This is a genomic window from Corynebacterium sp. DNF00584, from assembly GCF_001552965.1.
Taxonomy (GTDB): domain Bacteria; phylum Actinomycetota; class Actinomycetes; order Mycobacteriales; family Mycobacteriaceae; genus Corynebacterium; species Corynebacterium phoceense.
In genome coordinates, this window is the sequence record NZ_KQ959764.1 from 47976 (window position 1) to 72665 (window position 24690).

Annotated in this window: 33 protein-coding genes; 11 read left to right on the plus strand and 22 right to left on the minus strand. The window is 62.0% G+C overall.

Going from position 1 to position 24690, the window contains the following annotated elements; translation table 11 throughout:
• Nucleotides 1-90: 90 nt before the first annotated feature.
• From HMPREF0307_RS09570 to HMPREF0307_RS09605, 13 genes are all read right to left on the minus strand, one after another.
• Entirely contained in the window at nt 91-687 is a 597-nt protein-coding gene (locus HMPREF0307_RS09570; protein WP_066492333.1) for a DUF2815 family protein, read from the minus strand.
• Between the two features lie 122 nt (nt 688-809).
• Nucleotides 810-998 carry a hypothetical protein gene (locus tag HMPREF0307_RS09575; protein ID WP_066492336.1) on the minus strand — a complete coding sequence of 63 codons (189 nt, stop codon included), beginning with the start codon at nt 996-998 and terminating at the stop codon, nt 810-812.
• Nucleotides 995-1399: a DUF4406 domain-containing protein gene (locus HMPREF0307_RS09580; RefSeq protein WP_066492338.1), complete on the minus strand. Its 405-nt coding sequence runs from the start codon at nt 1397-1399 to the stop codon at nt 995-997. Before HMPREF0307_RS09580 ends, HMPREF0307_RS09575 begins: the two co-directional genes overlap by 4 nt.
• Nucleotides 1396-2814 carry a DUF2800 domain-containing protein gene (locus tag HMPREF0307_RS09585; RefSeq protein ID WP_231725143.1) on the minus strand — a complete coding sequence of 473 codons (1419 nt, stop codon included), beginning with the start codon at nt 2812-2814 and terminating at the stop codon, nt 1396-1398. Before HMPREF0307_RS09585 ends, HMPREF0307_RS09580 begins: the two co-directional genes overlap by 4 nt.
• Nucleotides 2811-3224 carry a hypothetical protein gene (locus HMPREF0307_RS09590; protein WP_066492339.1) on the minus strand — a complete coding sequence of 138 codons (414 nt, stop codon included), beginning with the start codon at nt 3222-3224 and terminating at the stop codon, nt 2811-2813. Before HMPREF0307_RS09590 ends, HMPREF0307_RS09585 begins: the two co-directional genes overlap by 4 nt.
• Nucleotides 3221-3397 carry a hypothetical protein gene (locus HMPREF0307_RS13005; protein ID WP_156435928.1) on the minus strand — a complete coding sequence of 59 codons (177 nt, stop codon included), beginning with the start codon at nt 3395-3397 and terminating at the stop codon, nt 3221-3223. Before HMPREF0307_RS13005 ends, HMPREF0307_RS09590 begins: the two co-directional genes overlap by 4 nt.
• A complete protein-coding gene (locus HMPREF0307_RS09595; RefSeq protein ID WP_066492340.1) occupies nt 3397-3600 on the minus strand; it encodes a hypothetical protein in 204 nt (67 codons plus the stop codon). Before HMPREF0307_RS09595 ends, HMPREF0307_RS13005 begins: the two co-directional genes overlap by 1 nt.
• Nucleotides 3563-3778, minus strand: a complete 216-nt coding sequence (locus tag HMPREF0307_RS13010; protein WP_156435929.1) for a hypothetical protein — start codon at nt 3776-3778, stop codon at nt 3563-3565. Before HMPREF0307_RS13010 ends, HMPREF0307_RS09595 begins: the two co-directional genes overlap by 38 nt.
• A gap of 76 nt (nt 3779-3854) precedes the next feature.
• Nucleotides 3855-4031, minus strand: a complete 177-nt coding sequence (locus HMPREF0307_RS13580) for a helix-turn-helix domain-containing protein (RefSeq protein ID WP_082723313.1) — start codon at nt 4029-4031, stop codon at nt 3855-3857.
• A 336-nt stretch (nt 4032-4367) separates the two neighbouring features.
• Nucleotides 4368-4922, minus strand: a complete 555-nt coding sequence (locus HMPREF0307_RS13585; RefSeq protein WP_082723314.1) for an NUMOD4 motif-containing HNH endonuclease — start codon at nt 4920-4922, stop codon at nt 4368-4370.
• A 327-nt stretch (nt 4923-5249) separates the two neighbouring features.
• Nucleotides 5250-5405, minus strand: a complete 156-nt coding sequence (locus HMPREF0307_RS13015; RefSeq protein WP_156435930.1) for a hypothetical protein — start codon at nt 5403-5405, stop codon at nt 5250-5252.
• Nucleotides 5406-5417: 12 nt separating this feature from the next.
• Nucleotides 5418-6434, minus strand: a complete 1017-nt coding sequence (locus tag HMPREF0307_RS09600; protein WP_231725145.1) for a phage antirepressor N-terminal domain-containing protein — start codon at nt 6432-6434, stop codon at nt 5418-5420.
• Nucleotides 6431-6679 carry a hypothetical protein gene (locus HMPREF0307_RS09605; RefSeq protein WP_066492342.1) on the minus strand — a complete coding sequence of 83 codons (249 nt, stop codon included), beginning with the start codon at nt 6677-6679 and terminating at the stop codon, nt 6431-6433. Before HMPREF0307_RS09605 ends, HMPREF0307_RS09600 begins: the two co-directional genes overlap by 4 nt.
• Nucleotides 6680-6841: 162 nt before the next feature.
• Here HMPREF0307_RS09605 and HMPREF0307_RS09610 point away from each other — a divergent pair, with 162 nt between their 5' ends.
• From HMPREF0307_RS09610 to HMPREF0307_RS13350, 5 genes are all read left to right on the plus strand, one after another.
• Nucleotides 6842-7300, plus strand: a complete 459-nt coding sequence (locus HMPREF0307_RS09610) for a hypothetical protein (protein WP_066492344.1) — start codon at nt 6842-6844, stop codon at nt 7298-7300.
• Between the two features lie 22 nt (nt 7301-7322).
• Entirely contained in the window at nt 7323-7733 is a 411-nt protein-coding gene (locus HMPREF0307_RS09615; RefSeq protein WP_066492348.1) for an ImmA/IrrE family metallo-endopeptidase, read from the plus strand.
• A gap of 25 nt (nt 7734-7758) precedes the next feature.
• Nucleotides 7759-9084, plus strand: a complete 1326-nt coding sequence (locus HMPREF0307_RS09620) for a hypothetical protein (RefSeq protein WP_066492350.1) — start codon at nt 7759-7761, stop codon at nt 9082-9084.
• A 182-nt stretch (nt 9085-9266) separates the two neighbouring features.
• Nucleotides 9267-10367 (plus strand): site-specific integrase, encoded by a 1101-nt coding sequence (locus tag HMPREF0307_RS09625; RefSeq protein WP_066492353.1) that lies wholly within the window; start codon nt 9267-9269, stop codon nt 10365-10367.
• Nucleotides 10368-10547: 180 nt separating this feature from the next.
• Nucleotides 10548-10808 (plus strand): hypothetical protein, encoded by a 261-nt coding sequence (locus HMPREF0307_RS13350; RefSeq protein WP_082723315.1) that lies wholly within the window; start codon nt 10548-10550, stop codon nt 10806-10808.
• Nucleotides 10809-10924: 116 nt separating this feature from the next.
• On the opposite strand, the gene dnaG is transcribed toward HMPREF0307_RS13350, so the two are convergent.
• Entirely contained in the window at nt 10925-12838 is a 1914-nt protein-coding gene (dnaG, locus tag HMPREF0307_RS09630) for a DNA primase (RefSeq protein ID WP_066492355.1), read from the minus strand.
• A 75-nt stretch (nt 12839-12913) separates the two neighbouring features.
• Here dnaG and HMPREF0307_RS09635 point away from each other — a divergent pair, with 75 nt between their 5' ends.
• Entirely contained in the window at nt 12914-13390 is a 477-nt protein-coding gene (locus tag HMPREF0307_RS09635; RefSeq protein WP_066492356.1) for a guanyl-specific ribonuclease, read from the plus strand.
• Between the two features lie 5 nt (nt 13391-13395).
• The gene (locus HMPREF0307_RS09640) at nt 13396-13632 is read left to right on the plus strand and encodes a hypothetical protein (protein WP_066492360.1); all 237 of its coding nucleotides are present in this window, start codon (nt 13396-13398) and stop codon (nt 13630-13632) included.
• Here the strand turns inward: HMPREF0307_RS09640 and HMPREF0307_RS09645 are convergent.
• Nucleotides 13629-14921 (minus strand): deoxyguanosinetriphosphate triphosphohydrolase, encoded by a 1293-nt coding sequence (locus HMPREF0307_RS09645; protein ID WP_066492361.1) that lies wholly within the window; start codon nt 14919-14921, stop codon nt 13629-13631. The genes HMPREF0307_RS09640 and HMPREF0307_RS09645 overlap by 4 nt on opposite strands.
• 18 nt (nt 14922-14939) lie before the next feature.
• Nucleotides 14940-15482 carry a YdcF family protein gene (locus HMPREF0307_RS09650; RefSeq protein ID WP_066492363.1) on the minus strand — a complete coding sequence of 181 codons (543 nt, stop codon included), beginning with the start codon at nt 15480-15482 and terminating at the stop codon, nt 14940-14942.
• Nucleotides 15483-15501: 19 nt separating this feature from the next.
• On the opposite strand from HMPREF0307_RS09650, the gene HMPREF0307_RS09655 reads away from it, so the two are divergent.
• Nucleotides 15502-17487: a TPM domain-containing protein gene (locus tag HMPREF0307_RS09655; protein ID WP_066492366.1), complete on the plus strand. Its 1986-nt coding sequence runs from the start codon at nt 15502-15504 to the stop codon at nt 17485-17487.
• 125 nt (nt 17488-17612) lie between these two features.
• Nucleotides 17613-18491, plus strand: a complete 879-nt coding sequence (locus HMPREF0307_RS09660; RefSeq protein ID WP_066492371.1) for a hypothetical protein — start codon at nt 17613-17615, stop codon at nt 18489-18491.
• A 144-nt stretch (nt 18492-18635) separates the two neighbouring features.
• Here HMPREF0307_RS09660 and HMPREF0307_RS09665 read toward each other — a convergent pair whose 3' ends face one another.
• From HMPREF0307_RS09665 to HMPREF0307_RS09675, 3 genes are read right to left on the minus strand one after another with little or no spacing between them, the layout of a single operon-like run.
• The gene (locus HMPREF0307_RS09665) at nt 18636-19079 is read right to left on the minus strand and encodes a hypothetical protein (protein ID WP_066492375.1); all 444 of its coding nucleotides are present in this window, start codon (nt 19077-19079) and stop codon (nt 18636-18638) included.
• A 6-nt stretch (nt 19080-19085) separates the two neighbouring features.
• Nucleotides 19086-19598, minus strand: coding sequence for a hypothetical protein (locus tag HMPREF0307_RS09670; protein ID WP_066492380.1), 513 nt, complete (start codon nt 19596-19598; stop codon nt 19086-19088).
• A gap of 2 nt (nt 19599-19600) precedes the next feature.
• On the minus strand, nt 19601-20980 hold the full coding sequence (locus tag HMPREF0307_RS09675; protein ID WP_066492382.1) for a glycine--tRNA ligase: 1380 nt from the start codon (nt 20978-20980) through the stop codon (nt 19601-19603).
• Between the two features lie 319 nt (nt 20981-21299).
• Between HMPREF0307_RS09675 and HMPREF0307_RS09680 the strand changes: the two genes are divergently transcribed.
• Nucleotides 21300-21617 (plus strand): ArsR/SmtB family transcription factor, encoded by a 318-nt coding sequence (locus HMPREF0307_RS09680; RefSeq protein ID WP_066492384.1) that lies wholly within the window; start codon nt 21300-21302, stop codon nt 21615-21617.
• A gap of 30 nt (nt 21618-21647) precedes the next feature.
• On the plus strand, nt 21648-22070 hold the full coding sequence (locus tag HMPREF0307_RS09685) for a Fur family transcriptional regulator (RefSeq protein WP_066492386.1): 423 nt from the start codon (nt 21648-21650) through the stop codon (nt 22068-22070).
• 2 nt (nt 22071-22072) lie between these two features.
• Here the strand turns inward: HMPREF0307_RS09685 and HMPREF0307_RS09690 are convergent, their stop codons facing one another.
• Genes HMPREF0307_RS09690 through era form a run of 3 tightly spaced genes read right to left on the minus strand, consistent with a single transcriptional unit; the run spans nt 22073 to nt 24648 of the window.
• The gene (locus tag HMPREF0307_RS09690; protein ID WP_077210089.1) at nt 22073-22831 is read right to left on the minus strand and encodes an isoprenyl transferase; all 759 of its coding nucleotides are present in this window, start codon (nt 22829-22831) and stop codon (nt 22073-22075) included.
• A 22-nt stretch (nt 22832-22853) separates the two neighbouring features.
• Nucleotides 22854-23618: a DNA repair protein RecO gene (gene recO / locus HMPREF0307_RS09695; protein WP_066492389.1), complete on the minus strand. Its 765-nt coding sequence runs from the start codon at nt 23616-23618 to the stop codon at nt 22854-22856.
• Nucleotides 23608-24648, minus strand: a complete 1041-nt coding sequence (gene era / locus HMPREF0307_RS09700; RefSeq protein WP_066492394.1) for a GTPase Era — start codon at nt 24646-24648, stop codon at nt 23608-23610. The genes recO and era overlap by 11 nt, the downstream gene beginning before the upstream one ends.
• Between the last annotated feature and the right edge of the window lie 42 nt (nt 24649-24690).

Sequence of the window (24690 nt, forward strand, 5' to 3'; positions counted from 1 at the left end):
AGTTGTTTTGGGGTTGTTGGTGCTAAGGGGTGAGCCCCCGTCCTGATGGGGTGTCAGAATGGGGGCTCGAGCGGCTGGGCTTGGAGGGTGCTAGAAGCCGAGGTTTGCGGAGGGGACGTTGATTGCGGGCCGGCCACCAATCGCGGAGAAGACGTCTTCGGCGGTGACCGGTGCGGCGCCCAGACGCTCGCCGTCCTTCGCCTTCTGCACACCGACGATGGTGGCGGCTACGCCGACATTGCCTTGGGAGGCGTAGACGTAGAATTCGACGCAGGCGTTGACGTAGCAGCCGCTGTAGATTTCATCTGCGTCGATGAGTGGCTGGGCTTGCTGGTCGACGATGAAGGGCTTGCGGTCGGCGTTGGCCTTCGCGGACACGTAGAGGTGGTTGGCGAAGGCGTCGCCGCGGGACACGCCGTCGTTCTTCGGCTTGTCGCCGTCGCGCAGCGGTGGGTAGAGGGTCTGCTGCGGGTCGATGGGGGCCTTAATCTTGCCGCGGGCGACTGCGTCCTTGACGGCTTCGTTGACAGCGGCCTGGAGGATACCGATGGTCTTCGCGTCGTCCTTCGGGACGAGGAGCACCGCCTGGTACTTCGGGTCGGCGCCTTCGTTTGCGGCGCGGGGGACGAAAAGGTCGTTGTAGGACAGGCGGGCTGGGAAGGTTGCGTGGCGGGAAGTGAGTGCCATGATGGGTTTCCTTTCTAGGAGGTGTGGGTGTCGTTGGTGGTGTCGGCGAATGGTTCGCCGCTGGGGTTGAAGATGGACTGGATGCGCTGGTAGGCGTCCTGGTCCTGCGGGGTCGGGGTCATCTAGGTCTCCTTTCTCTCGCTGTCGACGCGGATTTTTTCGGTCAGTATGGCGATGATGATTTGCAGTGCTTCGGCGCGGGTGAACCCGGCGTCGACGTATGCGCCGAATACCGCGGCTAGCCCTGCAGCCTGCCGCCGGGCTTCGCCGTCTGCTTCGGGGAGCTGTCCTGGGGTGCGGAATTGCATCATGCGAAGTCCCTTCCTGCGATGTGCATGGGGATACGGTTCGGGGTGGGTGTTTCCCCGGCGTCGTTGATGTCGTTGAGCTGGAGAACCTTGAGGCCGATGGCCTTGGCGACCTGGAGCTCGAGACGCGCGCCGGCGGAGTTTTCCCACCCGTCAAGCAGGTAGATGAGGTCGCACTTGACGAGCAGCTTGATGGCTTCGCGCATGTAGTAGCTGTGCGGCTTCTCCTCGCCTGGCTGTGGCGGGTCGACGGGAAGAGCCCTGTATTCCCAGGGGTGGTCACGGTGCGCACCGGAGTACACGCGGAAGCCATGCTCCGCGAGCAGCTTTCCTGCTTCATGGAAGGCCGGGTAGTTGAAGTTCGGCAGGCCGGTCATGGGACCGGCGATGTACACGTTGGTCATGCTGTCTCCTTGGTTTCGATGGGCTGGAATACGGTGTCGGCGGTGGCGATGGTCAGCGCGGGCCGGGGGTCATCGGCTGGCACCAGCGTTGGCTTGCCTGCGGGCTTGTGCAGCAGCGGGCCGACACTCTGGTCGAAGGTTTTCTTGCCGAGGAGCTTGGTCATCGCGGTGATGCCCAGCACCTTCTTCTCGTAGGGGTCGTGGCCGAGCTCCTGAACCACGTCGGCGACCGCAGTCTCGTCGGTGTACTTGCGTACCGACCGGCCTTCCACCAGCTTCAGGCCGGGGTACTCGTGACCTTGGTTGGCCTTGTCGAGAGCATGGTTTTCGACCTTGCCGAGCCACTTCTTGAGCTCGCCGGACCAGGTGACGATTTGGGCAATCTGCTCATCGGTGAGGGTGGCCGGGTCCGGCGCCGCCGGAACGAGTGAGCCCTCGGACTCCATCGGCACCGGCTGGAAGTAGTGCTGTGCGAGTGCTTGGCATTGTGGGGCGTGGCGGCAGAATGTGCACCACTCCCCCGCGGCCAGCTCGCCCGACCCCTCGATGGCGAGGGCGGCGGCGGGCTTGACCACATCCTCAGCCCAGGCGAGCAACTCGGTGACGGTGATTTCGTCGGTGGAGATGTTGTTGCGGCGGGGTTGGAAGATGACCATGCGCACGCGCTGGACGTTGTAGAGCATGCCGTAGAGGTGCAATGCTCCAAGGGCGTACAGGCGCATCTGCGGATTCCCCACCGCGCTGACTTCCACGCCCTTGCCGTACTTCAGGTCAACGATGGTCATGGTGCCGTCGCCGACGATGACCGCGTCACCCGTGCCGAAGCCGTCCGGCACGATGTGGGAGAAGTCGAGGCGTTGTTCGATGGCGAGGAAGGCGCCGGGGCTGGTTTCCCGCGCGGCGGCGAGTTCCGCCATGACGGCGTCGGCGTAGTCGTCGGTGTGTGAGTCCATCTCTTCGTCGATGCCGTCGCGGTCGACGAGGGTGGTGGGCTCGTCGAGTAGGAGGCGGAGCTTATGCTCTGCGAGCTCATGTGCGAGGGTGCCCTCCGCCGCGGCGGCGGACTCCGAGTCCGGGTAGCGCTCTTCCAGGCGGGCCGAGGGCGTGCAGTGTAGCCAGCGGTGTGCGCCGGAGGCGGATAGGAGGGCGTGGGCGCGGCCGGCGTGCCCTTCGGCGGGCTGGTCGGTCATGGTGCCGAAGGACGCGACCTTGTTGAAGGTCAGGCGCTGCGGCCCCTGCGCGGCATGGTTGAGCGGCACGCTCTTGCGGTTGAGTCGGCTGAAAATCTTGTAGACGTCGCCGTCGGTGGTTTCGACGTGGGTGGCGCCGAGCTCCTGGAGCTTCGCTGTGGCTGCGTCGGTGTCGGTCAGGTCGAGCGCGTCGACGGTGATGAGCTGCTGGTAGTGCTGGGTCATGCTTCCTCCGTGTGCTGCTGTGCCATGGTGATGAGCTCTTCCCACTTGTCGGCGGGGAGCTTGTCGAGGTGGTCGATGCCGAAGTGTGGGAACAGGGTGCCGGCGATCCATTGGCCGCCGCCGTTGTTGGCGATGCCGCGCAGGAGCTGCTGCGCGGTGGCGCGGAGTTCAGCCACGTCGGGTCCAGGCTGCGGGGCCGGCACGGGGGCAGGCTCCGGTGCTGGGGTGGGCTCCGGCTGCACTTCCATAGGAGCCTGTTCCTGGACGGGAGTCTGTTCCTGGGCGTGAGTTTCAGCGGGCGGACACTCGCCTGCAGGTTCGGCCTCGATGCGTTCCATGGCTTTAGTCAGGCCATGGATTGTGATGGCGAGCAGGTCGAGGGTGAGTTCCTTGGTAAGCCAAGTGGTCATGATTGGTGGTCCTTTCGGTTTTGCAGGAGGGCGACGCCGCGACTTGTGGCGCGCGTTCCGTTATCGGTGGTGTAGATAAGGCCTGCGTCGAGGAGGTCCTCGAGCTGTGCCTTGGTGAGGTGCTTGCCTGCTGCCCAGCGGCGCAGAGTGGATTCCTGAAACTCAGTCGGCATTACAGGCTCCCGGTGCAGACGTTGGCGGGGTTGTAGGTGACCGGTGGCGCGCCGATGATGAACATGAACGCGACGGTGCCGATGATGGTTAGCGCGACGAGGGCGACTTCGAAGCGCCAGCGGCGGTCGAGCTGATCTTCGAGCTGGGCGATGTGTTGGAGCCGGCTAGCTGCGGTGGGTGGGTTGGTGGTCGGGATGGGCATGGCGGATTTTCCTTTCATAGGCGCTGGTGAGTGAAGCGATATGGTGGGCGTGCGCGGCGCCATCCTTGAGGCGGCGGCGGATACTCTCCGGCAGTCGGGGCATGGTGTACAGGGCGCGATAGCGGCCCTCTATGTCTTTGAAATGTGCGATTGCTTCGTCGATGGTGATTTCCCGCATTAGCCCCTCCGCATCATGTAGAAGCGCGGCGTATAGGCGCGGTAGCGACGATGGAAGATGTGCTTGAGTAGTCGTTTCATGCTGCTCCTTGATTCATGTACTGGTCGAGCCAGGATTGTGTTGTGCGCCAGGTCTTGCCTGGTTTGCGGGCCTCAATGTCGCCGCGCCGCATCAAGGTGCGGATAGTTTCGGCGTGAAGGCCCGTGTACTCAGATGCTTCCCTCACGGTCAGCCAGGCCGGTGTAGTATTCATGGGTGTCTCCGTTTCAGGTGGACAGAGCAAGACCCCCGCGTAGTTACAGCAGTCGCGGGGGCCTTTTGTGTATGTGGGGGGGTTGCAGGCGTGCAGAGCCAAGCGGGCAGTGTCCAACCCCGCCGGATACAACCTTGACGCTCCATTTCGCCTTGAACAGGAAGAACGCGCTTAACAACCCCAAGTGCCCAGCCAGGGAGTCGAACCCCGGTAGTGCTTGCAAGAATTCAGCCACCCGCTATATAGGCAATAAGTGATGAATTCGTGTTCCGTTCTGGGCTTGGTATTTATGTCAGCGCCGTTCGTTCCCTCCCAACCACGTTGGGCGGGGTTCGCCTAAGACGCATACTTTTCGAAATATCTATCCGCTATCTGCTGGAAATGAGGCTTCATTTCCTTATGCCGGGACAGGTAAGCGTATGCACTGTTACAAGCACGACATCCGCGACGGTTGGATTTACTAATTACCAAGTTCCCATGGCAGAAGGCGTGCCCCTTCGAACAGTGCGTTTTCACAGCATTGTGATGGCGCCCATTGCGCACTTTATCTAGGGTGTTTTCCTTCCTTGAGCCCCAGCGCAAATTTTCCAGCCGATTATCTTCCGGGTTGTCGTTCCAGTGGCACGCCTCCATGCCATCAGGGCACGGACCAACAAAAGCCTCTAAGACGGCGCGGTGAACATGTATTGAGGTTCCTTTTCCTCCTCGGAAAAGATTCACTCGTAAATGGGAAGTTCTACCGTCGTGAGCCGGGGACAATATCTTCCCTTTTAGTGGTTGGTTAACCCCGTTAGACAGGGTGATGATTCGGGGTAGAGACCGCACTCTTCCTCCGTTAGAAACCTCGTAGTATCCTTCCCAACCGGGGATTGGTCTCCATTCTTCTTTCATTTTTCTTCTTCTCTTTCTACTCGCCTTATTTGGGAGAGCGTGCCGTGTGCAGGACTTGAACCTGCTGAGTGCCCTTCACGGCTTGGGGTTTACGTCCTTGGTGGTTCCCTCCCGCTTACGGCGGGGTGCCTGCCTGTCGGCTTGGCCTAATGCTTCACGGACATGTCAACGTGGTTCTTAAGCCCGGTATCTTCTATCAGGACAATTCACTAATTCAGTTGTCAGTCATCGCGGCCAACTGGTTCCTGCCCTATCCCCTGGGGCAGGAGGTGTTCGGCGGCCTGGTGCCCGTGGGGAGGCTTGCACTCCCCTGCCTGCTAAGTCGGGCTATTCCTCTTCGATCTGCTCGCGTTCTCTGATGGAGCTGCGTGCGAAGCGTTCCGCTTCCTCAAAGAGCGCGTCGACCTCATTAGGGTTTATTTGCTCCTTGAGTGCTGCTTTGATGTAGCCGAGCATGAAAGCTTCTAAATATGCGGTGTTCATGGGTCTGCGTCCTTATGCGGTGGTGTAGTACTGGTCCCACACGCGCTGCATCAGCTCCCGGTCTGCTTCGGTGTAGCCGTTAACCTGACGCACCTGCCCGTTAGATAGGGTGAGGTCGTACTTTTCCGGCTCCCTCCCCTTTTCCAGCGTGTACAGTGCCTTCATGCGTTTGCCAAACATTGGGGCCACGGACTTCATCTTCTTGTTGGAGAGGTTCTTCGACTTCAAGAAATCCGCCGTGTACAAAGGCCGGGTTTCCGGGTTCAGCTCCGGCACCTCACCTAGGCCGCGTGCCAGAACAATGCGGGCCTTCGCCTCCAAATGGTCGGGGTGAATAAGGCCCTTAGCCGCCTGGCACAGTTCCATCTGCATCTGTGACTGACGCATGAGTGCGTTTAGTTGGTGTTCCTCGGCACGGGGGTTGATGGCGCCACCGTTGTGGAAGTAGGCGTCGAGGGCGTTAGCGGCTTCGAGTTGGTAAGCCTCAAGCGTTGGGCGGGCCGCTTCGGAGACGCGGTTAGTGTCGATGGTGGCAAGCCACATCGTGAGAGTGCGACGGTCAACCATTGAAGTTTGGTAGTTCTTGCCGTCCGCCGCAGTTGTGGTCATCATGACCATGACTGCCCATGGCTTAGATTCGAGCTTGCGGTGTTGACTCTTCCAGTCAATGCCGAGCGCATCGCAGACATGCTTTGCACTGGCCCACTCGGTGCCGTCGTGCTGCACCGCCATAATGGGTCTAGTGGCCCCCGGGACCGGGATGGTGGCGAGCTTCGTGCTCATTTGATAATCTCCTTGATGTAAAAGGTTTTTACTTTTGCCCCCTGTTCCAGCAGGGGGCTTTTCTTTTGCCTCGGCCAGGCCATCGGCATGCTGTTTCGGGCTGCGGATGATTGTTACGGTGACCTCGGGTGTGGCCTTTCGAAGTAGGGCTTTGATTTCTTCAACGGTGTAGGGCCTATCGCCCGGAAGATTCACGGTCACCTCCGGCGTTGCTGCGCCGGGGTTTTTCTTGCTTCCGAGGGTCATGCCGCGTCCATTTCCGCTACCTGGTCGAACCATGCGCCGATGTAGTGGGAATCGCCTTGCAGGGTTGCGACGCGGAGCGCGAGTTCTGCGGTGACTTTCGCGCCGGCGCGCAGCTTTGGCAGGTCAGCGGGGTAAACACCGATGAGGAGTGCCAGCTGTTCATCTGTCTGCAAATTGCGCGAACGCATGATTGCGTCGAGAGCGCCGGGGCGGAAGGTGTAACGGGGCGGTGCAATCACAGCCATGTAGTTACCTCCGTGTAAGTTTTGAGATTTTGCAATCCGGCATGTTGTGAACCGGACAGGATTCATTATGAACCCCTCGCGGTTCATTGTCAACCCATGTAGGTTTATTTTCGACTTTTCGCAGCGCTTGACACGTTTTGCAACATGGTTCATAATGAACCTATGACACTTCAAGAATGGCTAAAATCCCTCCCCGGCTCCCCCACCGTCAGCCAGGCAGCAGACCACTCCGGAGTCTCCAAGGCCACCCTGCTCCGCCACGACAAAAAGGGCGAGACCACGGCGGAATACGCAATCACCATCGCGCGCGCTTACAAGGTGAATGAAGTTCAGGCGCTTATCGACCTCGGCTTCATCACCAAGAAAGCCGTGCTCGAGCTGGGCATCACCATGTCCCTCGATAACGCGACCAACGAGGCGCTTCTCGAGCAGGTGCTGCGCCGTTCTGACCCGCAGGCACGCCACCTCTTCGGCAACGACGGCACCGAGGACGTCATCGGCCTCCGCCCCGATTTCCGCGTCGTGTCCGACCCTGATGCTTTGATTGAACGCATCAACTCTGGTGAGGAACAGATCGCGGCCCAGATGGCGACTGAACCCCTGGAAGAAAACCAGCCCTAGTCAGACAGGAGACCTATTCCCCATGAGCTTTGTTGAAGATCGTCTCGCGGACATGCTGGCCGGTCTTAACGTCCGCTTGGTCGAGTCCTCAAAGCTCGACCCCCAATACAACGCGGTGTGGCACCCTGCCAGTCGCACTGTCATCGTGCGCCGCGACCTCGACCCCGTCACCCGCACCTGCGCCATCGCCCACGAACTCGGCCACATCGTCAATGGCGATACGTGCTCATCCCCACGGGCTGAACGCTTAGCCGATGAATGGGCCGCGCTGCAGCTCATCGAAGCCGACAGGGTTGAGGACGTGGCCGCAGACTGCGACGGCGTGCCGACAGCAGTCGCCGCCGAGCTGGGCGTGACCCCGCACCTTTTGGGCGTGTGGATGCAACTGTTCGCCGCCGGGCGTGTTTCGACCATGTCGTGCATGATTCTCTAGACAACTCTCACGAAAGGACTCTCACATGAAAACCATTGACCTGCGCTCCCTCGGCATTGACGAGTGGCAACCGGAATACGAAGTCAAGGGCGTGTTCTACCACCAGGACACCGCCCAGAAGATGGTGCGCGCGAACCGTCTTGATGATTTCGGCCGTCACAATGTGCGCCTAACCGTGGTGCCTGAACCGGATAACCCACATGGAGACACCGCCCTGTCTGTGCGGTGGAATGACAATGTCCTCGGCTACATCTCAAAGGATGATTCCCCGAACTACAGACAGTTGCGCCGCATCGCTGCGTCCGGGTTTGACGCAGAAACGTGGGGCAGTCTGACGATTATGAGCGACTGGTCTAGCGACGATGATGAGCCGGAATACCGCTACTCGGCGACTGTTCAGCTCCCGGACGCTAACCGCTTGTTCCCCATGAATCAGCCACCGGAGGGCCGCTACACGCTCCTGCCCACCGGCAGTGCCATCCAAGTAACCAACGAGTCGAACTACTACGAGCACCTGCTCGATTACGTGCCAGAGTCCGGTGAGGGGCTACTGATCGTCACCCTGCACGTCGAAATGGTTGGAGTGCGCCAAAAGCGCGAAGGTGTGGTCGTGGAACTCGACGGCTCCCCCATCGGCGAGCTATCTAAGGCCAGCTCGGAGAAGTACATTACCGCCATCAAGCACCTGAATGAGCAGGGGGTAACCGTCGCGTGCATGGCGAAGATTAAGGGCTCATCTGTGGCCGCTGAGGTCACATTGCACGCGAAGAAGGCCCATGAGTTGACGGAGGATGAGCTGAATCCGACCGGGTTTGATGCGTTCCCGACGCTGGTGCCGTTCCAGGCCGACCCGGACGCCTACGATGCGCCGGACAGGTACAAGGGTGAGGAATCTTCTCATTACTCCACGCCTAAGCCTGCGAGCGCGCCGGCATCCAACACCATCATTGTGCCGCTCACATCGACGCCGGCGGCGGCGGAGTCAGACGCTGTGTGGGAATCATTGCTCACCCCGGATGGCACTAAGCGTGCGAACCTGTGGCAGCGTGGCTACGCGCGGGCTGTGGTGGGCAAGTCCACCGGCAAGACTGGGCCGCGCATTGACTACGCCACGGTTGGGCAGTGCAAGGATATCGTGGCGCATTTCGGCGGTGACGTGGCTGAGGTGGATAAGCGTGGCAGTGCTCTCTTGAAGTTCATGTGGTGGTTGCTGGTGGGCATGCTGGTGTTGGTTGGCCTGATTTTCCTAGTGGCTGGTTTGTGGCAGGTTCCGGCGTTGATTGCAGCGCCGTTCGTGCATCATTACTGGTCGCGCAGTCGCCTGAAGCCGCCGTTCGGCAAGCAGGGCTGAATTTGAAAGCCCCCGCGGAGCTGTGCTCAATCGCGGGGGCGGTGCCCGCGTGGCCCTCGGGGGCGGGCGTTGCAGGCCCCCACAGCATAAATGAAAACCCGCCCCTGGCGCTCAACATGTGGAAGTCGCGAGCACCAAGGGGCGGAGTATCCAACCACTAACGGGAAGGACACGTATATCTTATGTCATCGATTAGGCCGTACAAGACCGCAAAAGGCAGGGCGTGGCGCGTACAATACCGCAGCCCCGACGGCAGGAACCGCACCAAACAAGGATTCAGAACGAAAAGCGCGGCGCAAGCGTGGGCCGATAAAAACGCCACCACCATCCGCGAAGGCGACTGGATCGACCCCAACGCCGGCAAAGTTACCGTAAACGAGGTTCAGGCAGCGTGGGAGGCTAACCTCACGCACCTAAAGCCTAAGACGCGGCACGACATGCTGGCCGTGTGGCGTAACCATGTGGAACCGAAGTGGGGAACGCACAAAGCATTCAGTATTAAGCCTTCCGAGGTACAGGCGTGGGTGTCTTCATTGGACAGGTCCGCGTCGCTGGTTAGGCAGGCTCACGCGGTGCTCGCTCAGATTCTTGACCTGGCGGTGATGGACAAAGCAATCCGTGAGAATCCGGCTCGTGGGGTGAAACTGCCCCGCAAGGACGCGGCAAGGAAGGTGTATCTGACAGCGGAGCAGCTTGGCCTGCTGGTGGGTGAATGCACACGCTACCGAGAGCTGGTGTGGCTCCTTGGCACAGTGGGGCTTCGATGGGGTGAGGCGGCAGCACTCCGGGTGCGGGATGTGAATGTGCTTCGCAACCGTATCAGTATTGAGCGCAACGCAGTCACCGTAGGCAACGAGGTGATTATTGGAACGCCTAAGACGCATGAGGTACGCCAGGTGTCTGTACCGCCTTCGGTGATGCGGATGCTGGCCCCAGTGATGGACGGGAAGGGACCGGACGAATTGTTGTGGCCACGTCGTGACGGCACGCCGATGAAACCACCCACGCATGGCAAGTGGTACTACAACGCGCTAGACCGCTGCATGGAAAAGTACCCGGATTTCCCGCGAGTCACCCCACACGGACTTCGACATGTTGCGGCCGGCCTGATGATTTCAGCCGGGGCGAACGTGAAAGTTGTGCAAAGGCAACTCGGGCACGCGAGCGCGGCGATGACGTTGGACACCTACGCGGAACTCTTCGACGAGGATTTAGAGGCTGTGGGTAGTGCCGTGGAGGGAAAGATTTCGGGTGTCGTGGGATTGCATGGCGTAGGGGCTTAAAAAGGGTGTTTATGCTGGTTAAACATGGTTTATGTCACTGGTTCGAGCCCAGTTGGAGGAGCAGGATGGCCGCAAACACTGAGGTGTTTGCGGCTTTTGCGTGTTCTCGCCATGCTTCGTTCAAGGGTATGCTGGCAAAGACACGACCTTAGCCTTCTAACGAGAGGACATACCGATTCAATGATTCAATTTGTCGTCGGCGCTGCGGCCGGTTACGTCTTTGGCACGAAGGCTGGTCGAAAGCGCTATCACCAAATCAAGGACGGATACGAAAAACTCGCCAACTCTCGGGCGACGAAGTCAGTAATCCATGGAGCGCGTAAAGCAGTTGCACAGAGACTAGATCCAGAACCACGGATGAAGGAAGTTAAGGACGTGTCTAGGCGAGATTTCTCTGCGAATCCGAAAGACTACACAATTTACGAACCCGACTCCGATTAGCGCATCCGAAGTGGTAGACTAAGACTTCCACACATAAAAGGGGACACAGCCATTGACTCGACTCATTTGGCTGTGTCCCTTTCTCATTGTAAACAATCACGTTCACGCGCAACCTACTAGCTACCTGTTGCGCGAAATGCTCTCTCATTCAGCTCCCGGCGCGCCTGTTCTAACGCCACGAGATCAGAGAACAGTGAGTTGTACGCCGCTTGGTCGTCGGAGGGACGCATACGGCCAAGCTGGGCTTTGATGAGAGCAATCTGGTCACCGACGCGGGACTCCTGGAGGCGCGAGAGCACGGAGTCGGTATAGACGTTCATGTCGACGTCGGTGGGCAGGATTTCCTCGACGGCGAGCTCGGAGATGAAGCTCTGGGCGGTGACGTCGGGCATCTGCTCGCTGACTCGTGCGACCCATTCGACGGGGGGCATCGTCAGCGCGGTGGCAATGCCGCCGGCCTTGGTGATGGCCTCGCGCACGGCGCGGTAGGCCAAATTGGTGTAGCTGGCGGCATCGATGCCATCGAAGTATTCGCCGGCGTTCTGCGGGTATTGGAGGGCGATTTTTAAGGCCTCGCGCTGCGGCCAGAGGTGAGTGTCCTTCGGGTTGGGACGATGGAGCACGGGGACGTCCTGCGCCGCAGGAGCCTGCTTGGAGTCGTCGAAGCGACGAATGGTGCGCTTCTCCTTCTTAGGTGCACGGTGGGCCTGCTCGACTTGCTGGAGGACCTCCATGGGGTCAGGCCAGCCAACCCACGCGGAAAGGCGGCGTGCGTACTCGTCGCGCAGGGGCTTGTCCCGGATGTCGGCGACGACGGGGACGGCGCGGCGCAGGGCTTGGAGGCGGCCCTCGGCAGTGTCGATGCGGTAGCCGGCGATGATGGTCTGCACGACGAACTCGAACATGGGGATGCGGTCTGCGATGAGGTCGCGCACGGCGGCATCGCCACGCTTGATGCGTAACTCGCAGGGGTCGAGGCCCTCAGGCGCGACGGCGACGAAGGACTGGCCGGTGAACTTCTGGTCGCCTTCGAAGGCGCGCATAGCGGCTTTCTGGCCGGCCTCGTCGCCATCGAAGGTGTAGATGAGCTCGCCGTTGAAGTAGGAGTCGTCCAGCATGAGGCGGCGGAGGATCTGGAGGTGGTCCTCACCGAAGGCGGTGCCACAGGAGGCGACGGCGGTCTTGACGCCGGCGGCGTACATAGCCATAACGTCTGTGTAGCCCTCGACGATGACGGCCTGGTGGCCCTCCGCGATGTGCTTCTTGGCGAGATCAATGCCGAAGAGGACCTTAGTCTTCTTGTAGAGCATCGTCTCTCTGGTGTTCATGTACTTGCCCATCGGGTCATCATCGAAGAGCTTGCGGGCGCCGAAGCCGATGACGTTGCCGGCGAGGTCCTTGATGGGCCAGATGAGGCGACGGTGGAACATGTCGATGGGGCCGCGCTTGCCCATTTTGGACAGGCCGGCCTTCTCGAGTTCCTCGAAGGAGAAGCCCATGCGGATGAGGTGCTTGGTAAGCGTGTCCCAGCCCTCGGGAGCGTAGCCGCACTGGAAGTCGTAAATGATCTCTTGGGAGAAGCCGCGGTTGAGGAGGAAATCTCGGCCAGGTGCTGCCTCGGGGGTTTCGAGCTGCTTGCGGTAGAAATCGTGCGCCGCCTTGTTCGCCTGGATAAGGCGCTGACGCAGGCCTGGCTTTTCCTCACGGGCGGCGGCACTACCCCCCTGGTAGGTGATGTGGTAGCCGATCTTCTGGGCGACGGCCTCGACGGCCTCGGGGAAGGTGAGCTGCTCCATCTCCATAAGGAAGTTGAAGACGTCGCCGCCCTTGCCCGTGGAGAAGCAGTGATAGTAGCCGCGCTGCGGGCGCACGTGGAAGGACGGGGTGCGCTCGTCTTTGAATGGGCTCAGCCCCTTCATCGAGTCGTAGCCAGCAGGCTTTAGTTGTACGTACTCCCCCACGATTTCCTCAATGGGTGCACGTTCACGGATCGCTTGAATATCGCTGTCCGGAATCCTGCCTTTCGCCATGGGTAATAGATTACCTGCACTGGCAAATCAGCGACCGATTTCTTCATGGTGCTATCCGTTTGCAATGATGGGGGTATGGCGCACTCTACCCCCTCGAAGAAATCACTGCCTGCCGTCATCGGCGGCGTGGTGCTGGTCCTCGTAGCGGGCTATTTTGGCATCGACTTGAAGGGCGATTCTGGGGCTTCGTCGTCGGCGACGTCTGCTCCTGCCTCAGCATCTGGGACGGCGGAGACTGAGGGGGCATCGGAAAGCTCATGTGCTTTGGACACGCTGCCGACTGAGGCAGCGGAGACGGTCGACGATATCCTCGCCGGCGGGCCGTACGAGTACCCCGACAACGACAACGTGCGGTTTGGCAACTACGAAGGCGTGCTACCGAAGGAGTCGCGGGACTACTACCGCGAATACACCGTGGACACGCCGGGCCTCAACCATCGCGGCACGCGCCGCATCGTCACCGGCGGCGGCTCCGACACCGACCCCGACGTCTGGTACTACACCGACGACCACTACGAAAGCTTCTGCACTATTCCCGACGCGGAAGGGTAACCATCATGAACCGAGTTCTCATCACCGAACCGCTGCGCACGCGCGAGGAATTCTTTGCCGCCCTGGGCAAGATGCACTTTGTGGGAGACTCCCCTGCTCCCAGCAACCTCGACGCACTTGCCGACTTTGTGCGCGAATTCCGCGTTGACGTGATTGTGGCCGCAGATATGGCGCTCGAGCTGCATGACTACACGGACCTGGTGCGGGTGTTGGAGGCTGAGGGTGTGAAGTTGGTTCGCTAGTCCATGAAGCCGGAAAGCTCGGCGCTGCGCTTGGCCAGCCGCTCGAGGCGGGACTCGGTCATGGAGGCGATTTGGTCGATGATGACGCGGTCGCGTTCGGCGTCGGAGTCGGCGGCGAGCCACCAGCCGGCGAACATGGCGTCGAGGGAGCCGGGGGCGCCGGCGACGAGGTAGTCATAGACGCGGTAGATGCGCTCGCGTTGGCGGTCCTGACGCGCGAGGTGCGCGGGGACGTCCATGACATAGAGGACCGCGATGGTTTTGAGCAGCTTGACCTCGGCTTGGGCGAGTTCGGGGACGACGAGGTGGCCGTTGGTGCGGCCCAGCTTGTTCTCGGCGAGGAGGTCTGCGTTGGCGGTACGGGTGGCACCCACGGTGGCGCCGACGTAGCGGCCGACGAGCTCGGAGGTCATCTTCTTGAGATCGGTGTAGGCGCGCAGGGAGTAGTCGAAATCGCCGATGGCATTGATGACGTCGAGACGGCGGAGGGAATCGGCGGCATCGAGAAGCTCTGCTGCATCCCCGCCGAAGGCCTGGGCGCCCTTTTCGGCGAGGGTGGCAAGCTCCACCAAGTCCCAGAGGACGGACAGGGAAATGCGACGGGAGATGATACCGTCTTCGACGTCATGGACGGAGTAGGCAATGTCGTCTGACCAGTCCATGACTTGGGCTTCGATGGGCGGAAGGCCGTCGGTGTGGCCTTGGCGGACCCACTCGAGGATGTGGGCGTCCTCGTCGTAGCAGCCGTACTTGCGGTTCGTTGTGCCGTCCGGGTTGGTCTTGAGCTTGGGATATTTGCAGGCAGCGTCGAGGGCGGCGCGGGTGAGGTTAAGTCCATAACTTTCCTCGCGACCGTTCACGGTCGCGACCACTTTGGGCTCGAGGCGGGTGAGGATGCGCAGGGTTTGGGCGTTGCCTTCGAAGCCATTCTGGGCGACCTCGTTAAGGGCGGTCTCGCCGTTATGTCCGTAGGGCGGGTGGCCGATGTCGTGGGTAAGCCCGGCCATGTCGCAGAGGTCCGGGTCCAGGCCCAAGCCGCTGCCGATGCCGCGGGCGATCTGGCCGACCTCGAGAGAGTGGGTAAGGCGGGTGCGGGGTGTGTCGCCGTCACGGGGTCCGACGACCTGCGTTTTATCGGCGAGGCGGCGCAGGGCTGCGGAGTGGAGCACGCGGGCGCGGTCGCGGGAGAAGGCGCCTCGATGATCTGGGCGAGCGTCGTGGGCGAAAGAGGAGCCTTTGGGGGACTCGTCGAAGAGGCGCTCGGTATCGGCGGGTTGGTAGGAATACATCGAGGTTAAGCCTAGCGTTTATTCGCGTTCGAGCTGGTCGTGGCGCGCGCTCCAGTTGGGGCGCATAATGCGCTCGAGGCGGTGCAGGGCGGGTGTGAGGCCAGGAATGACAAGCGCGAGGATGCCGCCGACTTCGTGGATGACACAGCGGAACCAGGATGCCTGTGGGAAGTGGATGGGGCAGTCTTTGGCGGTGACGGTTGTCGCGCGGAAGCCGTGGCGACGGGCGATGAGCCAGGCGCGCGGCGCGTGGTAGGGGTCGGTGACGAGGGTGATGTCCTTGATGTCCGGGAAAGCGCGCTTGACAGCGTCGAGTTCTTCGCCGGTGGTGTGGCCTTCGCGCAGAGCCGTGATGTGGGTGGCGCCGCGGACTTCGAGGTATCGGGCGGCGACGCCGGCTTCGGTGAAGCGGTCGCCGGGCAGGTTGGAGCCGGTCGTCACGAAGTGGCGGTCGGTGCCAAGCGCAAGGGCGGCGTTGAGACGGGCTTGGAGGACCTTGGAGGGGCGGCCGTCATACTGGGCGGCACCCAAAATGACGATTGGGCCGAGTTCATGTTCCATTAGTGGGTAGTCTAGTGGCATGACTTTTTCGCGCGTTGGACGCGCGGCAGTGGCCGCGCTACTCATCGGACTGGGCACGGGCGCACCGGCGGTGTTCCTGGGCACGGCGGTCGCACAGGCGGCGCCGGCAGCTTCCTCGATCACGGCGAAGGTGACGGATGACTCGGGTGTGCTCTCCTCGTCGCAGAAGTCCGACTTGGAGTCGCAGATTGCGCAGCTGCAGTCCTCCGATCAACGTTTGCTCTACGTCGTCTACACCACGGGCCTGGATTCCCAGGTCGAGTCCTATGCGGAGTCGATTGTGGATTCGCGCGGTACGAATACGGCGGCGTTCGTCGTGGATACCGAGGCACGTAAGGCGACGGTGAGCGTGGGGTCCGAGTGGCCGTCGGGCTCGCAGGACAAACTCTTTGAGGCCGCCTATGATTCGCTCGCTGCCTCCGATTGGGCTGGAGCGGGCAGCGCTGTGGTGGAGGCGGCATCGGGAAGCTCGGGCTCGGGTGATGGCGCGCTATGGCTGGGTGCCGGCGGTGCGGCTGTGCTCGCGGCGGGCGGCGGCGCGTATGCGATGTCGAAGCGGAAGACTAAGAAGGAGACCGCGGCGACGGTCGAGTCCGCGCGGGAGATCGAGCCAACGAACACGACGGCGTTAGCACGGTTGCCACTGCCCGTGTTGGAGGAACTCGCGCAGGAAGAGCTCGTGTCCACAGATGAGTCCATTCGCCGTGGCAAGGAGGAGCTCGACATTGCGATTGCAGAGTTCGGGCCGGAGCGCGCGCGGAAGTTTACGGCGGCGATGAATCAGTCCACCTCGACCCTGCAGCGTGCGTTTGCGACGCATAAGCAGATTGAGGCGCAGCGTGGGATGCCGGAGGCGCAGAAGCGTGAGCTTTTGGTGTCGATTGTGTCCTCGTGCGGGCAGGCGGATGATGCGTTGGATGCGCAGGCAGCTGAGTTTGCGTCGATGCGCGACTTGTTGGTCAATGCTGGTTCGAAGCTTGATGAGTTGACGCAGAAGACGGTGGATTTGAGGGCGCGTATGCCGCAGGCGACGGCGACGTTGAATTCGTTGCGGGAGCAGTACTCGGAGGAAATGCTGCAGTCGATTGCGGATAATCCTCAGATGGCGTCTGTGTCCTTGGATGAGGCAGAGAAGTCCTTGTCGTTGGGTCGTTCGTTGCAGTCGAAGCCGGCTGGCCAGCAAGGCGGACTCGTGGGGGCGATTCGTGACTCCGAGCACGCGATTGAGGTTGCGGACCGGTTGCTGTCGGCTATGGAGAATGCGCAGTCCACGATCACGACGGCGCAGCAGGGTCTGTCCGCGCTCATTGCAGAGGTTGATGGCGAGATTTCTGAGGCGCGTCAGATTGAGGCGCAGGGTCAATCCCAGGGGACCTCGGCGGACTGGGCGTCCTTGGAGGCGTTGTTGTCGGAGGCGTCTGCTGCCGCTGAGGCGGCGCGTGCGGGTGGCGCGGCGGATCCGTTGGGGCATTACACGACGCTGATGTCCCTGGACGGGCGGCTCGATGAGGCGCTGGATACGGTGCGTGAGGTGACGCAGACGCATGCGCGCCAGCTGGATATGTTTGCGCAGCAGATTTCGGTGGCCTCGTCCACGATTCAGGCGGCGGAAGACCTCATCTCGGCGCGTGGTCGTTTGGTGGGTGCCTCGGCGCGTACCGCGTTGGAGGATGCGAAGCGTCTGCATGCGCAGGCGTTGCAGCAGCGTGACCGTGACATTCGTAGTGCCCTGGATTTGGCGCGTCAGGCAGTTGCCGCGGCCCAGGAAGCGCAGCGTCGTGCGCAGAACGATATCGATGACTACCGCCGGCGCCAGCAGCGCCAGCAGATGGCGTCCGGTGCGGGTGACCTCATCACGGGCATGGTCATTGGACAGATGCTCGGCGGCGGTGGACACCGTGGTGGCTACGGCGGAGGCTTTGGGGGCGGCTTCGGTGGAGGCGGCTTTGGGGGCGGTGGCGGTTCGAGGACGGGTGCGTTCTAGTCCTCGGGTGTTGTCCACAGGTTGCAGGGTCATGGTTGCCCACTAAATTGTGCAAGACGGCGGTTATCCACAGGTATGCAGGGTACATGCTTGCGGGTGGCCGCCGTTGTGGGTTTTCTAGGGGTATGAACCTCATTGCATTGCACGAAGCAACACACGAAACACTGGCATTGGTCGCTGCGGGACAGCTCATTCAGGTCGCGGGCGGGTACGCGTGCGACCGCGCGGAGTGGGAGGCACTCGCCTATCACGAACAACAGGAGTGGCGGGTGCGCGCGGCAGGATTATCGGTCCGGGAGGCGGTGCTCGTGGGGAAATCCGCGGCGCGTATCCATGGATTATGGGTCCTATCGGCGCGTGAGGAAGAAGTCGAGCTCACGTTGCCGGCAGGCGGCTTGCCGCGTCGGACGCAGTGGAGCGCGGGATATCGGTATAGGCGATTGATCTTGGCGGATGACGATTATCGAGAGATTGACGGTCTGCGGGTGACGTCACGGCCGCGGGCGTGCATCGATACCGCGCGCTTCCACGGCTTCGCGGACGGTCTGGTGGCGATGGATTCGCTGCTGCGGCAGGGGTACTACCGCGAGCATGTCTCACTTGTGATTGCACGGATGGGGCGGTGTAAGAACATCACGGTCGCGCGACGGTGCCTCGAGTTGGCAATATCGACGTCGGAGTCGCCGTATGAGTCTTTCGCGCGGGCGCTGCTCATCGAGGGGCTTCCGGGAGCGGCGGTTCGGCCGCAGGTACGGGTGCTGCCGGGGGTTCGTGTAGACCTGCTCGTGGACGAGCACGTGGTCGTGGAGATTGATGGCGACGTGAAATACGACGGGCAGACGTATCGCGGGACTGAGGAAACCATCGTGGCGGAGCGAGCGCGCGAGAAGCAGCTCCACAACGCGGGGTATCAGATGGTGCGCTACTCCCCTGCCCAATTACGCCGGGAGCCGGAGCGCTTCATCGCGGAGGTATCGGCGGCGCTTGCGCGGAAAGCGGCGTAAAAGAAACAAAGGCAATGTGCCGTTGGCACTATGCGCTGGTCGTGGAATTTGGGTGAATTAAAGCGACCAGCGCATATGGCTATTATGACATTGCCTTTGTCGGGGATAGGTGGTTGTGGAGGCCGCGGGGGTGGTTGCCGATGGCTACATGCGGCGGATGTGGCCGGAGTTGTCGACTTCCATGCAGCACCACGTGAGGAAGACGAAGTCCACGTCTGGGATGGGCATGTCCTGCGGGTGGTCGAAGACCTCGAGGGTGGAGCCGTGGGGGCGGGTGCGGGCGACCACGTTGCCGGCGGCGTCGATGATGGCGCGCTCGCGGCGCAGCCGCCGGGTGCGGTTGAGCGTGTAGCGACGGGTGCCGCACACGGCGGAGAGCCGGTTGACGGAGAAGCCGGTTTGGGCGACGGTGAAGACCTCGCCGTCGGAGGTCGTGGCCTTGATGACCAACTGCATGTCGTCGCGGGTGACCTCGGTGAGGATTTGGCCGTGGGCGAAGTGGATGACGTGCTCACGCACGGCGGCGGCCTCGGCCCCGCCGGGGTCCGTGAGGCCGTCGTGGCGCCAGGTCCAGTATTCAGTCGACATGGTGACCTAGCCCAGGAACAGCGCGCCGACGGCGACGAGGGACGCGAGAACGAGCGTGGCGATCCAGGCGATGGCGCCGCTGGAGGTCTTCGCCTCAAGGATGAGACGCGTGAACCAGCTGAGAGCGGCGACTTCCTCGACGGAGAGGTCGTGGTCGGTGTAGTCGCCCTCGAATTCGAGGATGGCCTCGCGCACGCCGCGGTTCTTCGAGGTGAACTGGGCGACCTTCGTGCCGGAGGCATCCTCGATGATCCAATTGCCGGAGGTCTCGCAGATGAACGCGAAGGTGCGGCCGTCGAGGGACGCGTCGAGCCGCTTGTCGCGGCTGGCGTTGCCGGCGAGGCGGAAAACGCGGTCATCGGCAAGCGTGGCAGAGGCGCCGAGGTCCGAGGCGTCGAGGCGCCAGTAGGCGTCAGCAACGGTGGCGGAAGACTCGGTGAACTCACCGATCGGCTCTGCGGCCTCCGCGAGGAGACGCGGTGCAGAGCGATCGGTGCGATCCCAGCTCGTGTAGTGCATGCTTAGCAGCCCACCAGGCGGGCGGCGAGGTAGGACTCGAGCTCGTCGATCTTCACACGCTCCTGCTCCATGGAGTCGCGCTCGCGCACGGTGACGGAGCCGTCCTCGAGGGAGTCGAAGTCGTACGTGACGCAGAACGGGGTGCCGATCTCGTCCTGGCGGCGGTAGCGGCGACCGATGGCACCGGACTGGTCGTAGTCCACGTTCCAGTTGGCGCGCAGCTTGTTGGCCAGCTCCTGGGCCGGGGTGGACAGCTCTTCCTTCTTGGAGAGCGGAAGAACGGCGACCTTGACCGGCGAGAGGCGGCGGTCGAGGCGCAGGACGACGCGCTTGTCGGTGCCACCCTTGGCGTTGGGGACCTCTTCCTCGTCGTAGGCATCGACGAGGAAGGCCATCATGGAACGGCCGAGGCCGGCGGCCGGCTCGATGACGTAGGGGATCCAGCGCTCGCCGGTGGTCTGGTCGAAGTAGGACAGATCCTCGCCGGAGCCCTCGGAGTGGACGCGGAGGTCGTAGTCAGTACGGTTAGCAACACCCTCGAGCTCGCCCCACTTGGAGCCGGTGAAGCCGAAGGCGTACTCAACGTCGACGGTGCGCTTGGAGTAGTGGGAGAGCTTTTCCTTGGGGTGCTCGTAGAGGCGGAGGTTCTCCGGGTCGATGCCCAGGTCGACGTACCAGTTGTAGCGGTCGTCGATCCAATACTGGTGCCACTCTTCGTCCTCGCCCGGCTTGACGAAGAACTCCATCTCCATCTGCTCGAACTCGCGGGTACGGAAGATGAAGTTACCCGGGGTGATCTCGTTACGGAAAGACTTGCCGATGTTGGCGATGCCAAACGGCGGCTTCATGCGCGAGGAGGTGAGGACGTTTTTGAAGTTGACGAAGATGCCCTGGGCGGTCTCCGGGCGCAGGTAGTGCAGGCCTTCCTTGTCATCGACGGGGCCGAGGAAGGTCTTGAGCAGGCCGGAGAAGGCCTTGGGCTCAGTCCAGTTGCCCGGCTGGCCGGTCTCCGGATCGTTAATGTCAGCGAGACCGTTGGGAGCAGGGTGGCCGTGTTTCTCCTCGTAGGCCTCGAGGAGGTGGTCAGCGCGGTAGCGCTTGTGGGTGTAGAGGGACTCGACGAGCGGGTCAGTGAAGACCTCGACGTGGCCGGAGGAGACCCACACCTGGCGCGGCTGGATGACGGAGGTGTCGACGCCCACGACGTCCGAGCGAGACTGGACCATGTGGCGCCACCACTGGCGCTTGATATTTTCCTTGAGCTCGACACCCAGCGGGCCATAGTCCCATGCGGAGCGGGAACCGCCGTAAATCTCGCCGGCCTGATAGACCAGGCCGCGGCGCTTGCACAGGCTAACAACGGTGTCGATGACGGATGCCATGATTCCTTTTACACTCCTACGGATCGGATTCGCGGTTGAGGGCGAATCGTCGGACGCTTGCAATAGCCTCCTATCCTAGCCTGTACGGGGGCGGACCGGCAGGAAGGGGTGGAGGGAAACAGTGCACGTTCCTAACACTATGGGTGAAATGCGTAAACATTATCCCTAGCCGCAGGTGAATAACACCATTGAGAAAGAGTGGAAAAATTCACCCAGACTTTTCCAATGTCCCACAGTAACTTCCCAGCTAGGGCAAGTATGCACAAAAATGGTCTATTGATATAGTGTCTAGGTCATACACGTCGACGGAGGATTTACCGTGCCCAACACACTACCCACTGCAGACGAGCTGAAGAACGCTGAGCATCTGTTCAGCGCACTCGACTCGCCGCTGCGTCTGCGTATCCTCATCCTGCTGGCCGATCGCGGCCACTTCGTCCACGAGCTCGTGGGCAAGTTGGAGAAGTCGCAGCCGCTTATTTCCCAACACCTGCGCGTGCTCAAGTCCGCGGGTCTCGTGCGCTCCGAGCGCTCGGGCCGCGAGGTCATTTATTCACTGTCCTCGCCGAAGTCAATCCGCCTTATCACCACGGCCGCAAAGCTCGAAGAAGAGCTCATGGCAGCAAGCGAGAGCTGATTTTCAAGTTATATGCGTTAAGATAACCGTATGACTGTGCAGTCCAATATTCCGAAGCTGGGTGCGCGCAATACGAAGCAGCGCACTGCCGTCGTCGAGGTTCTTCGCGAGATGGATAAGTTCGCTTCGGCCAAGGACATTCACCAGGAGCTGCAGGCGCACGAGGCCAAGGTGGGTCTTACCACCGTCTACCGCACCCTCCAGTCCCTGTCCGAGATCGACGCAGTGGACGCGCTTCATATGCCCACAGGTGAGACGCTCTACCGCCACTGCGAATCGAGCCACCATCACCACCACCTCGTATGCACCAAATGCGGCCGCACCGAGGAAATCGATGGCGGCCCCATCGAGGCCTGGGCAAAGGAAATGGCCAGCAGGTTCGACTTCGAACTCACTGGCCACGACGCCGAGGTCTTTGGCATCTGCGCGCAGTGCCGCGCGAAAGCAGCTTAACGCTAATTCTTTTTGACGCCGCCGAAGCGGCGGTCGCGGCGGGCGTATTCCTCGACCGCGGCGAAGAGATCCTCCGGCGTGAAATCTGGGAAGAGCTTGTCCTGGTAGACCATCTCCGCGTACGCGGACTGCCACAGCAGGAAGTTGGACGTGCGCTTCTCGCCGGAGGGGCGCAGGAACAGGTCTACGTCAGGCATCTGCGGGTCGTAGAGATACTGCGCGATGGTCTTCTCATTGATGGCGCTGGGCGCCAGCTGACCGGATTGGATATCAGTGCCGAGCTTGCGGACGGCATCGACAAGCTCGGCGCGGCCGCCGTAATTGACGCACATGGCGAGTGTCATGCGGGTGTTGTCTTTGGTGAGCTCTTGGGCGGCCTCAAGCTCTTTGATGACGCTGCGCCAGAGGCGGGGGCGGCGGCCAGCCCAGACGACGCGGACGCCGCGCTCGTTGAGCCAGTCGCGCTGGCGGCGGATGACGTCGCGGTTAAAGCCCATGAGGAAGCGAACTTCCTTGGGGCTGCGGCGCCAGTTCTCCGTGGAGAAGGCGTAGGCGGACAGGTACGGGATACCCATGGCAAGGCAGGCGTCGACCGCGTCGAGGAGGACCGCCTCTCCCCTCTTATGACCTTCCGTGCGCTCCATGCCGCGCTCTTGGGCCCAGCGCCCGTTGCCGTCCATGACGAGGGCGATGTGTTTGGGGAGGAACTCCGCGGGGATCTCGGGCGGAGTGAGGACTCGGTTGGGGTCAGGCGTAATCACCCGCCCGATCTTACTCGACTCGCTATTGGTCCATGACCGCCAGTGCGGTCACTTTGCGCTCGATGTGCCACTGGAGGTGCGCAATGGCGAGCCGGTGGCCTTCCGCTTCCTGTACGGGTGTGGGTGTGCTGGGGTGTCCGTGCGCAAGTAGCCAGAGGTGATGGAGGGTCTCCGGGTCGACCTCGGCGGCGCCGGGCGGGCGGCATTCGTGGCAGGCGGCGCCGCCGATGGCCGGGTGGAAGGCGTGGTGCGGGCCGGGTTTGCCGCACTGGGCACAGTCGAAGAGGCTCGGCGCCCAGCCGGAATGGGCCATGGCTTGAAGGAGGAAGCGGTCGAGGACGCGGGTGGGCGGCTCGTGTTGGAAGTCGCGGAAGGCGGCGACGAGGGCCTCATAGAAGTAGGGGTCGGTGTCGAGGGCGAGTTTCTCGGCGGCCTCGAGGGCGGCGCAGGCGGCGGTGTAGCGCTCGTAATCGTCGATGATGTGCGCGCCGTAGTAGCCCACGGTGTCTGCTTGGGAGATAGTGTGGAGGTTGCGCCCCTCGTAGAACTGCACGTCGAGGTCGACGAAGTGCTGAAGGCGCGAGCCGAAGCGGGACTTGGCGCGGCGCACGCCCTTGGCGACGGCGCGCACGAGTCCATGGTGGTGCGTGAGCAGCACGATAATGCGGTCGGCCTCGCCGAAGTCGTATGTGCGGATGACGACGGCGCGATCCCGGAAGTTGGGGCGACCGCCGCTGCTTTTCGGGCGCGAGGTACGAGCGCCCGCGCCTGTGGGCTTAGAAGCCAAGGCGTCCCAGGAATTTCGGGTCGGACTGCCAGTTCTTCAGGACCTTGATGCGCAGGTCGAGGAAGACGTTTTGGCCGAGCAGCGCGATGATCTTCTTGCGGGACTCGCCCATGATGCGGTTGAGGCGGCGGCCGTCCTTGCCTTCGATGATCTTCTGCTGGCCGGGGCGCTCGAGGTAGATGATCGCATGGATGTTGAGGACGCCGGGGCGCTCGGGGTTGGGCAGCATTTCGTCGATGCCCACGGCGACGGAGTGCGGGAGTTCGTCCTTGAGGCCGGCGAGAGCAGACTCGCGGATGAGCTCGGCGATGCGCTCTTCCTGGCGCTCGTCCGTGACGTGGTCGTCCGGGTAGAACTTGGGGCCTTCGGGCAGGGCGTCGCGGATAACACCGACGAGGTCTTCGACCTGGGTGCCGTCCTTGGCGGAGACGGGGATGACCACGGCGTCAGGGTCGTGCTCGGTGAGCAGCTCGTGGAGGGCGAGCAGCTGAGCGCCGACCTGGTCACGGGAGCCCTTGTCGAGCTTGGTGACGATACCGATGATCTTCGTCTTCGGGGCGACCTCACGGACGTTGTCGAGGATCCAGCGGTCGCCGGGGCCGATCTTCTCGTCTGCGGGGATGGTCAGGCCGATGACGTCGACGTCGGCGTAGGTGTCTTTGACGATCTCGTTGAGGCGCTCGCCCAGCAAAGTGCGCGGGCGGTGGAGGCCTGGGGTGTCGACGACCACGATCTGGCAGTCCTCGCGGTGGACGATGCCGCGAATGGGGCGACGGGTGGTCTCCGGCTGGTTGGCCGTGATGGCAATCTTCTCGCCCACAATGGCGTTGGTGAGCGTGGACTTGCCGGTGTTGGGGCGGCCTACAAATGACACGAACCCAGAGCGGAAGCCCTCGGGCGTGTCGGTGTAGTCGCGGTAATCAAGTGCTGCCTCGTCGGGCAGGTTCTCGAAGGCGGCGTCAAAGTTGTCTGCAGGAGTGGCTGCGGGTTTGTCGGCCGGGTTCGATTCGTGAGGGTCTGTATCGTTCATCGTGCCCACATCATACCCGCTCGGCGGGGGTTTTCACGATCC

What these genes read in the sequence shown, in the direction of transcription:
- era (WP_066492394.1), bottom strand. Translation starts at nt 24,648, where the DNA reads ATGAACGATACAGACCCTCACGAATCGAACCCGGCCGACAAACCCGCA.
- HMPREF0307_RS09625 (WP_066492353.1), top strand. Translation starts at nt 9,267, where the DNA reads ATGTCATCGATTAGGCCGTACAAGACCGCAAAAGGCAGGGCGTGGCGC.
- HMPREF0307_RS09610 (WP_066492344.1), top strand. Translation starts at nt 6,842, where the DNA reads ATGACACTTCAAGAATGGCTAAAATCCCTCCCCGGCTCCCCCACCGTC.
- HMPREF0307_RS09620 (WP_066492350.1), top strand. Translation starts at nt 7,759, where the DNA reads ATGAAAACCATTGACCTGCGCTCCCTCGGCATTGACGAGTGGCAACCG.
- HMPREF0307_RS13015 (WP_156435930.1), bottom strand. Translation starts at nt 5,405, where the DNA reads ATGAACACCGCATATTTAGAAGCTTTCATGCTCGGCTACATCAAAGCA.
- HMPREF0307_RS13350 (WP_082723315.1), top strand. Translation starts at nt 10,548, where the DNA reads ATGATTCAATTTGTCGTCGGCGCTGCGGCCGGTTACGTCTTTGGCACG.
- HMPREF0307_RS13010 (WP_156435929.1), bottom strand. Translation starts at nt 3,778, where the DNA reads ATGCGGGAAATCACCATCGACGAAGCAATCGCACATTTCAAAGACATA.
- HMPREF0307_RS13580 (WP_082723313.1), bottom strand. Translation starts at nt 4,031, where the DNA reads ATGAATACTACACCGGCCTGGCTGACCGTGAGGGAAGCATCTGAGTAC.
- HMPREF0307_RS09575 (WP_066492336.1), bottom strand. Translation starts at nt 998, where the DNA reads ATGATGCAATTCCGCACCCCAGGACAGCTCCCCGAAGCAGACGGCGAA.
- HMPREF0307_RS09635 (WP_066492356.1), top strand. Translation starts at nt 12,914, where the DNA reads ATGGCGCACTCTACCCCCTCGAAGAAATCACTGCCTGCCGTCATCGGC.
- HMPREF0307_RS09645 (WP_066492361.1), bottom strand. Translation starts at nt 14,921, where the DNA reads ATGTATTCCTACCAACCCGCCGATACCGAGCGCCTCTTCGACGAGTCC.
- dnaG (WP_066492355.1), bottom strand. Translation starts at nt 12,838, where the DNA reads ATGGCGAAAGGCAGGATTCCGGACAGCGATATTCAAGCGATCCGTGAA.
- HMPREF0307_RS09640 (WP_066492360.1), top strand. Translation starts at nt 13,396, where the DNA reads ATGAACCGAGTTCTCATCACCGAACCGCTGCGCACGCGCGAGGAATTC.
- HMPREF0307_RS09675 (WP_066492382.1), bottom strand. Translation starts at nt 20,980, where the DNA reads ATGGCATCCGTCATCGACACCGTTGTTAGCCTGTGCAAGCGCCGCGGC.
- HMPREF0307_RS09570 (WP_066492333.1), bottom strand. Translation starts at nt 687, where the DNA reads ATGGCACTCACTTCCCGCCACGCAACCTTCCCAGCCCGCCTGTCCTAC.
- HMPREF0307_RS09595 (WP_066492340.1), bottom strand. Translation starts at nt 3,600, where the DNA reads ATGCCCATCCCGACCACCAACCCACCCACCGCAGCTAGCCGGCTCCAA.
- HMPREF0307_RS09685 (WP_066492386.1), top strand. Translation starts at nt 21,648, where the DNA reads ATGACTGTGCAGTCCAATATTCCGAAGCTGGGTGCGCGCAATACGAAG.
- HMPREF0307_RS09670 (WP_066492380.1), bottom strand. Translation starts at nt 19,598, where the DNA reads ATGCACTACACGAGCTGGGATCGCACCGATCGCTCTGCACCGCGTCTC.
- HMPREF0307_RS09590 (WP_066492339.1), bottom strand. Translation starts at nt 3,224, where the DNA reads ATGACCACTTGGCTTACCAAGGAACTCACCCTCGACCTGCTCGCCATC.
- HMPREF0307_RS09580 (WP_066492338.1), bottom strand. Translation starts at nt 1,399, where the DNA reads ATGACCAACGTGTACATCGCCGGTCCCATGACCGGCCTGCCGAACTTC.
- HMPREF0307_RS09600 (WP_231725145.1), bottom strand. Translation starts at nt 6,434, where the DNA reads ATGACCCTCGGAAGCAAGAAAAACCCCGGCGCAGCAACGCCGGAGGTG.
- HMPREF0307_RS13585 (WP_082723314.1), bottom strand. Translation starts at nt 4,922, where the DNA reads ATGAAAGAAGAATGGAGACCAATCCCCGGTTGGGAAGGATACTACGAG.
- HMPREF0307_RS09615 (WP_066492348.1), top strand. Translation starts at nt 7,323, where the DNA reads ATGAGCTTTGTTGAAGATCGTCTCGCGGACATGCTGGCCGGTCTTAAC.
- HMPREF0307_RS09585 (WP_231725143.1), bottom strand. Translation starts at nt 2,814, where the DNA reads ATGACCCAGCACTACCAGCAGCTCATCACCGTCGACGCGCTCGACCTG.
- HMPREF0307_RS09650 (WP_066492363.1), bottom strand. Translation starts at nt 15,482, where the DNA reads ATGGAACATGAACTCGGCCCAATCGTCATTTTGGGTGCCGCCCAGTAT.
- HMPREF0307_RS13005 (WP_156435928.1), bottom strand. Translation starts at nt 3,397, where the DNA reads ATGCCGACTGAGTTTCAGGAATCCACTCTGCGCCGCTGGGCAGCAGGC.
- HMPREF0307_RS09655 (WP_066492366.1), top strand. Translation starts at nt 15,502, where the DNA reads ATGACTTTTTCGCGCGTTGGACGCGCGGCAGTGGCCGCGCTACTCATC.
- HMPREF0307_RS09665 (WP_066492375.1), bottom strand. Translation starts at nt 19,079, where the DNA reads ATGTCGACTGAATACTGGACCTGGCGCCACGACGGCCTCACGGACCCC.
- HMPREF0307_RS09605 (WP_066492342.1), bottom strand. Translation starts at nt 6,679, where the DNA reads ATGGCTGTGATTGCACCGCCCCGTTACACCTTCCGCCCCGGCGCTCTC.
- HMPREF0307_RS09660 (WP_066492371.1), top strand. Translation starts at nt 17,613, where the DNA reads ATGAACCTCATTGCATTGCACGAAGCAACACACGAAACACTGGCATTG.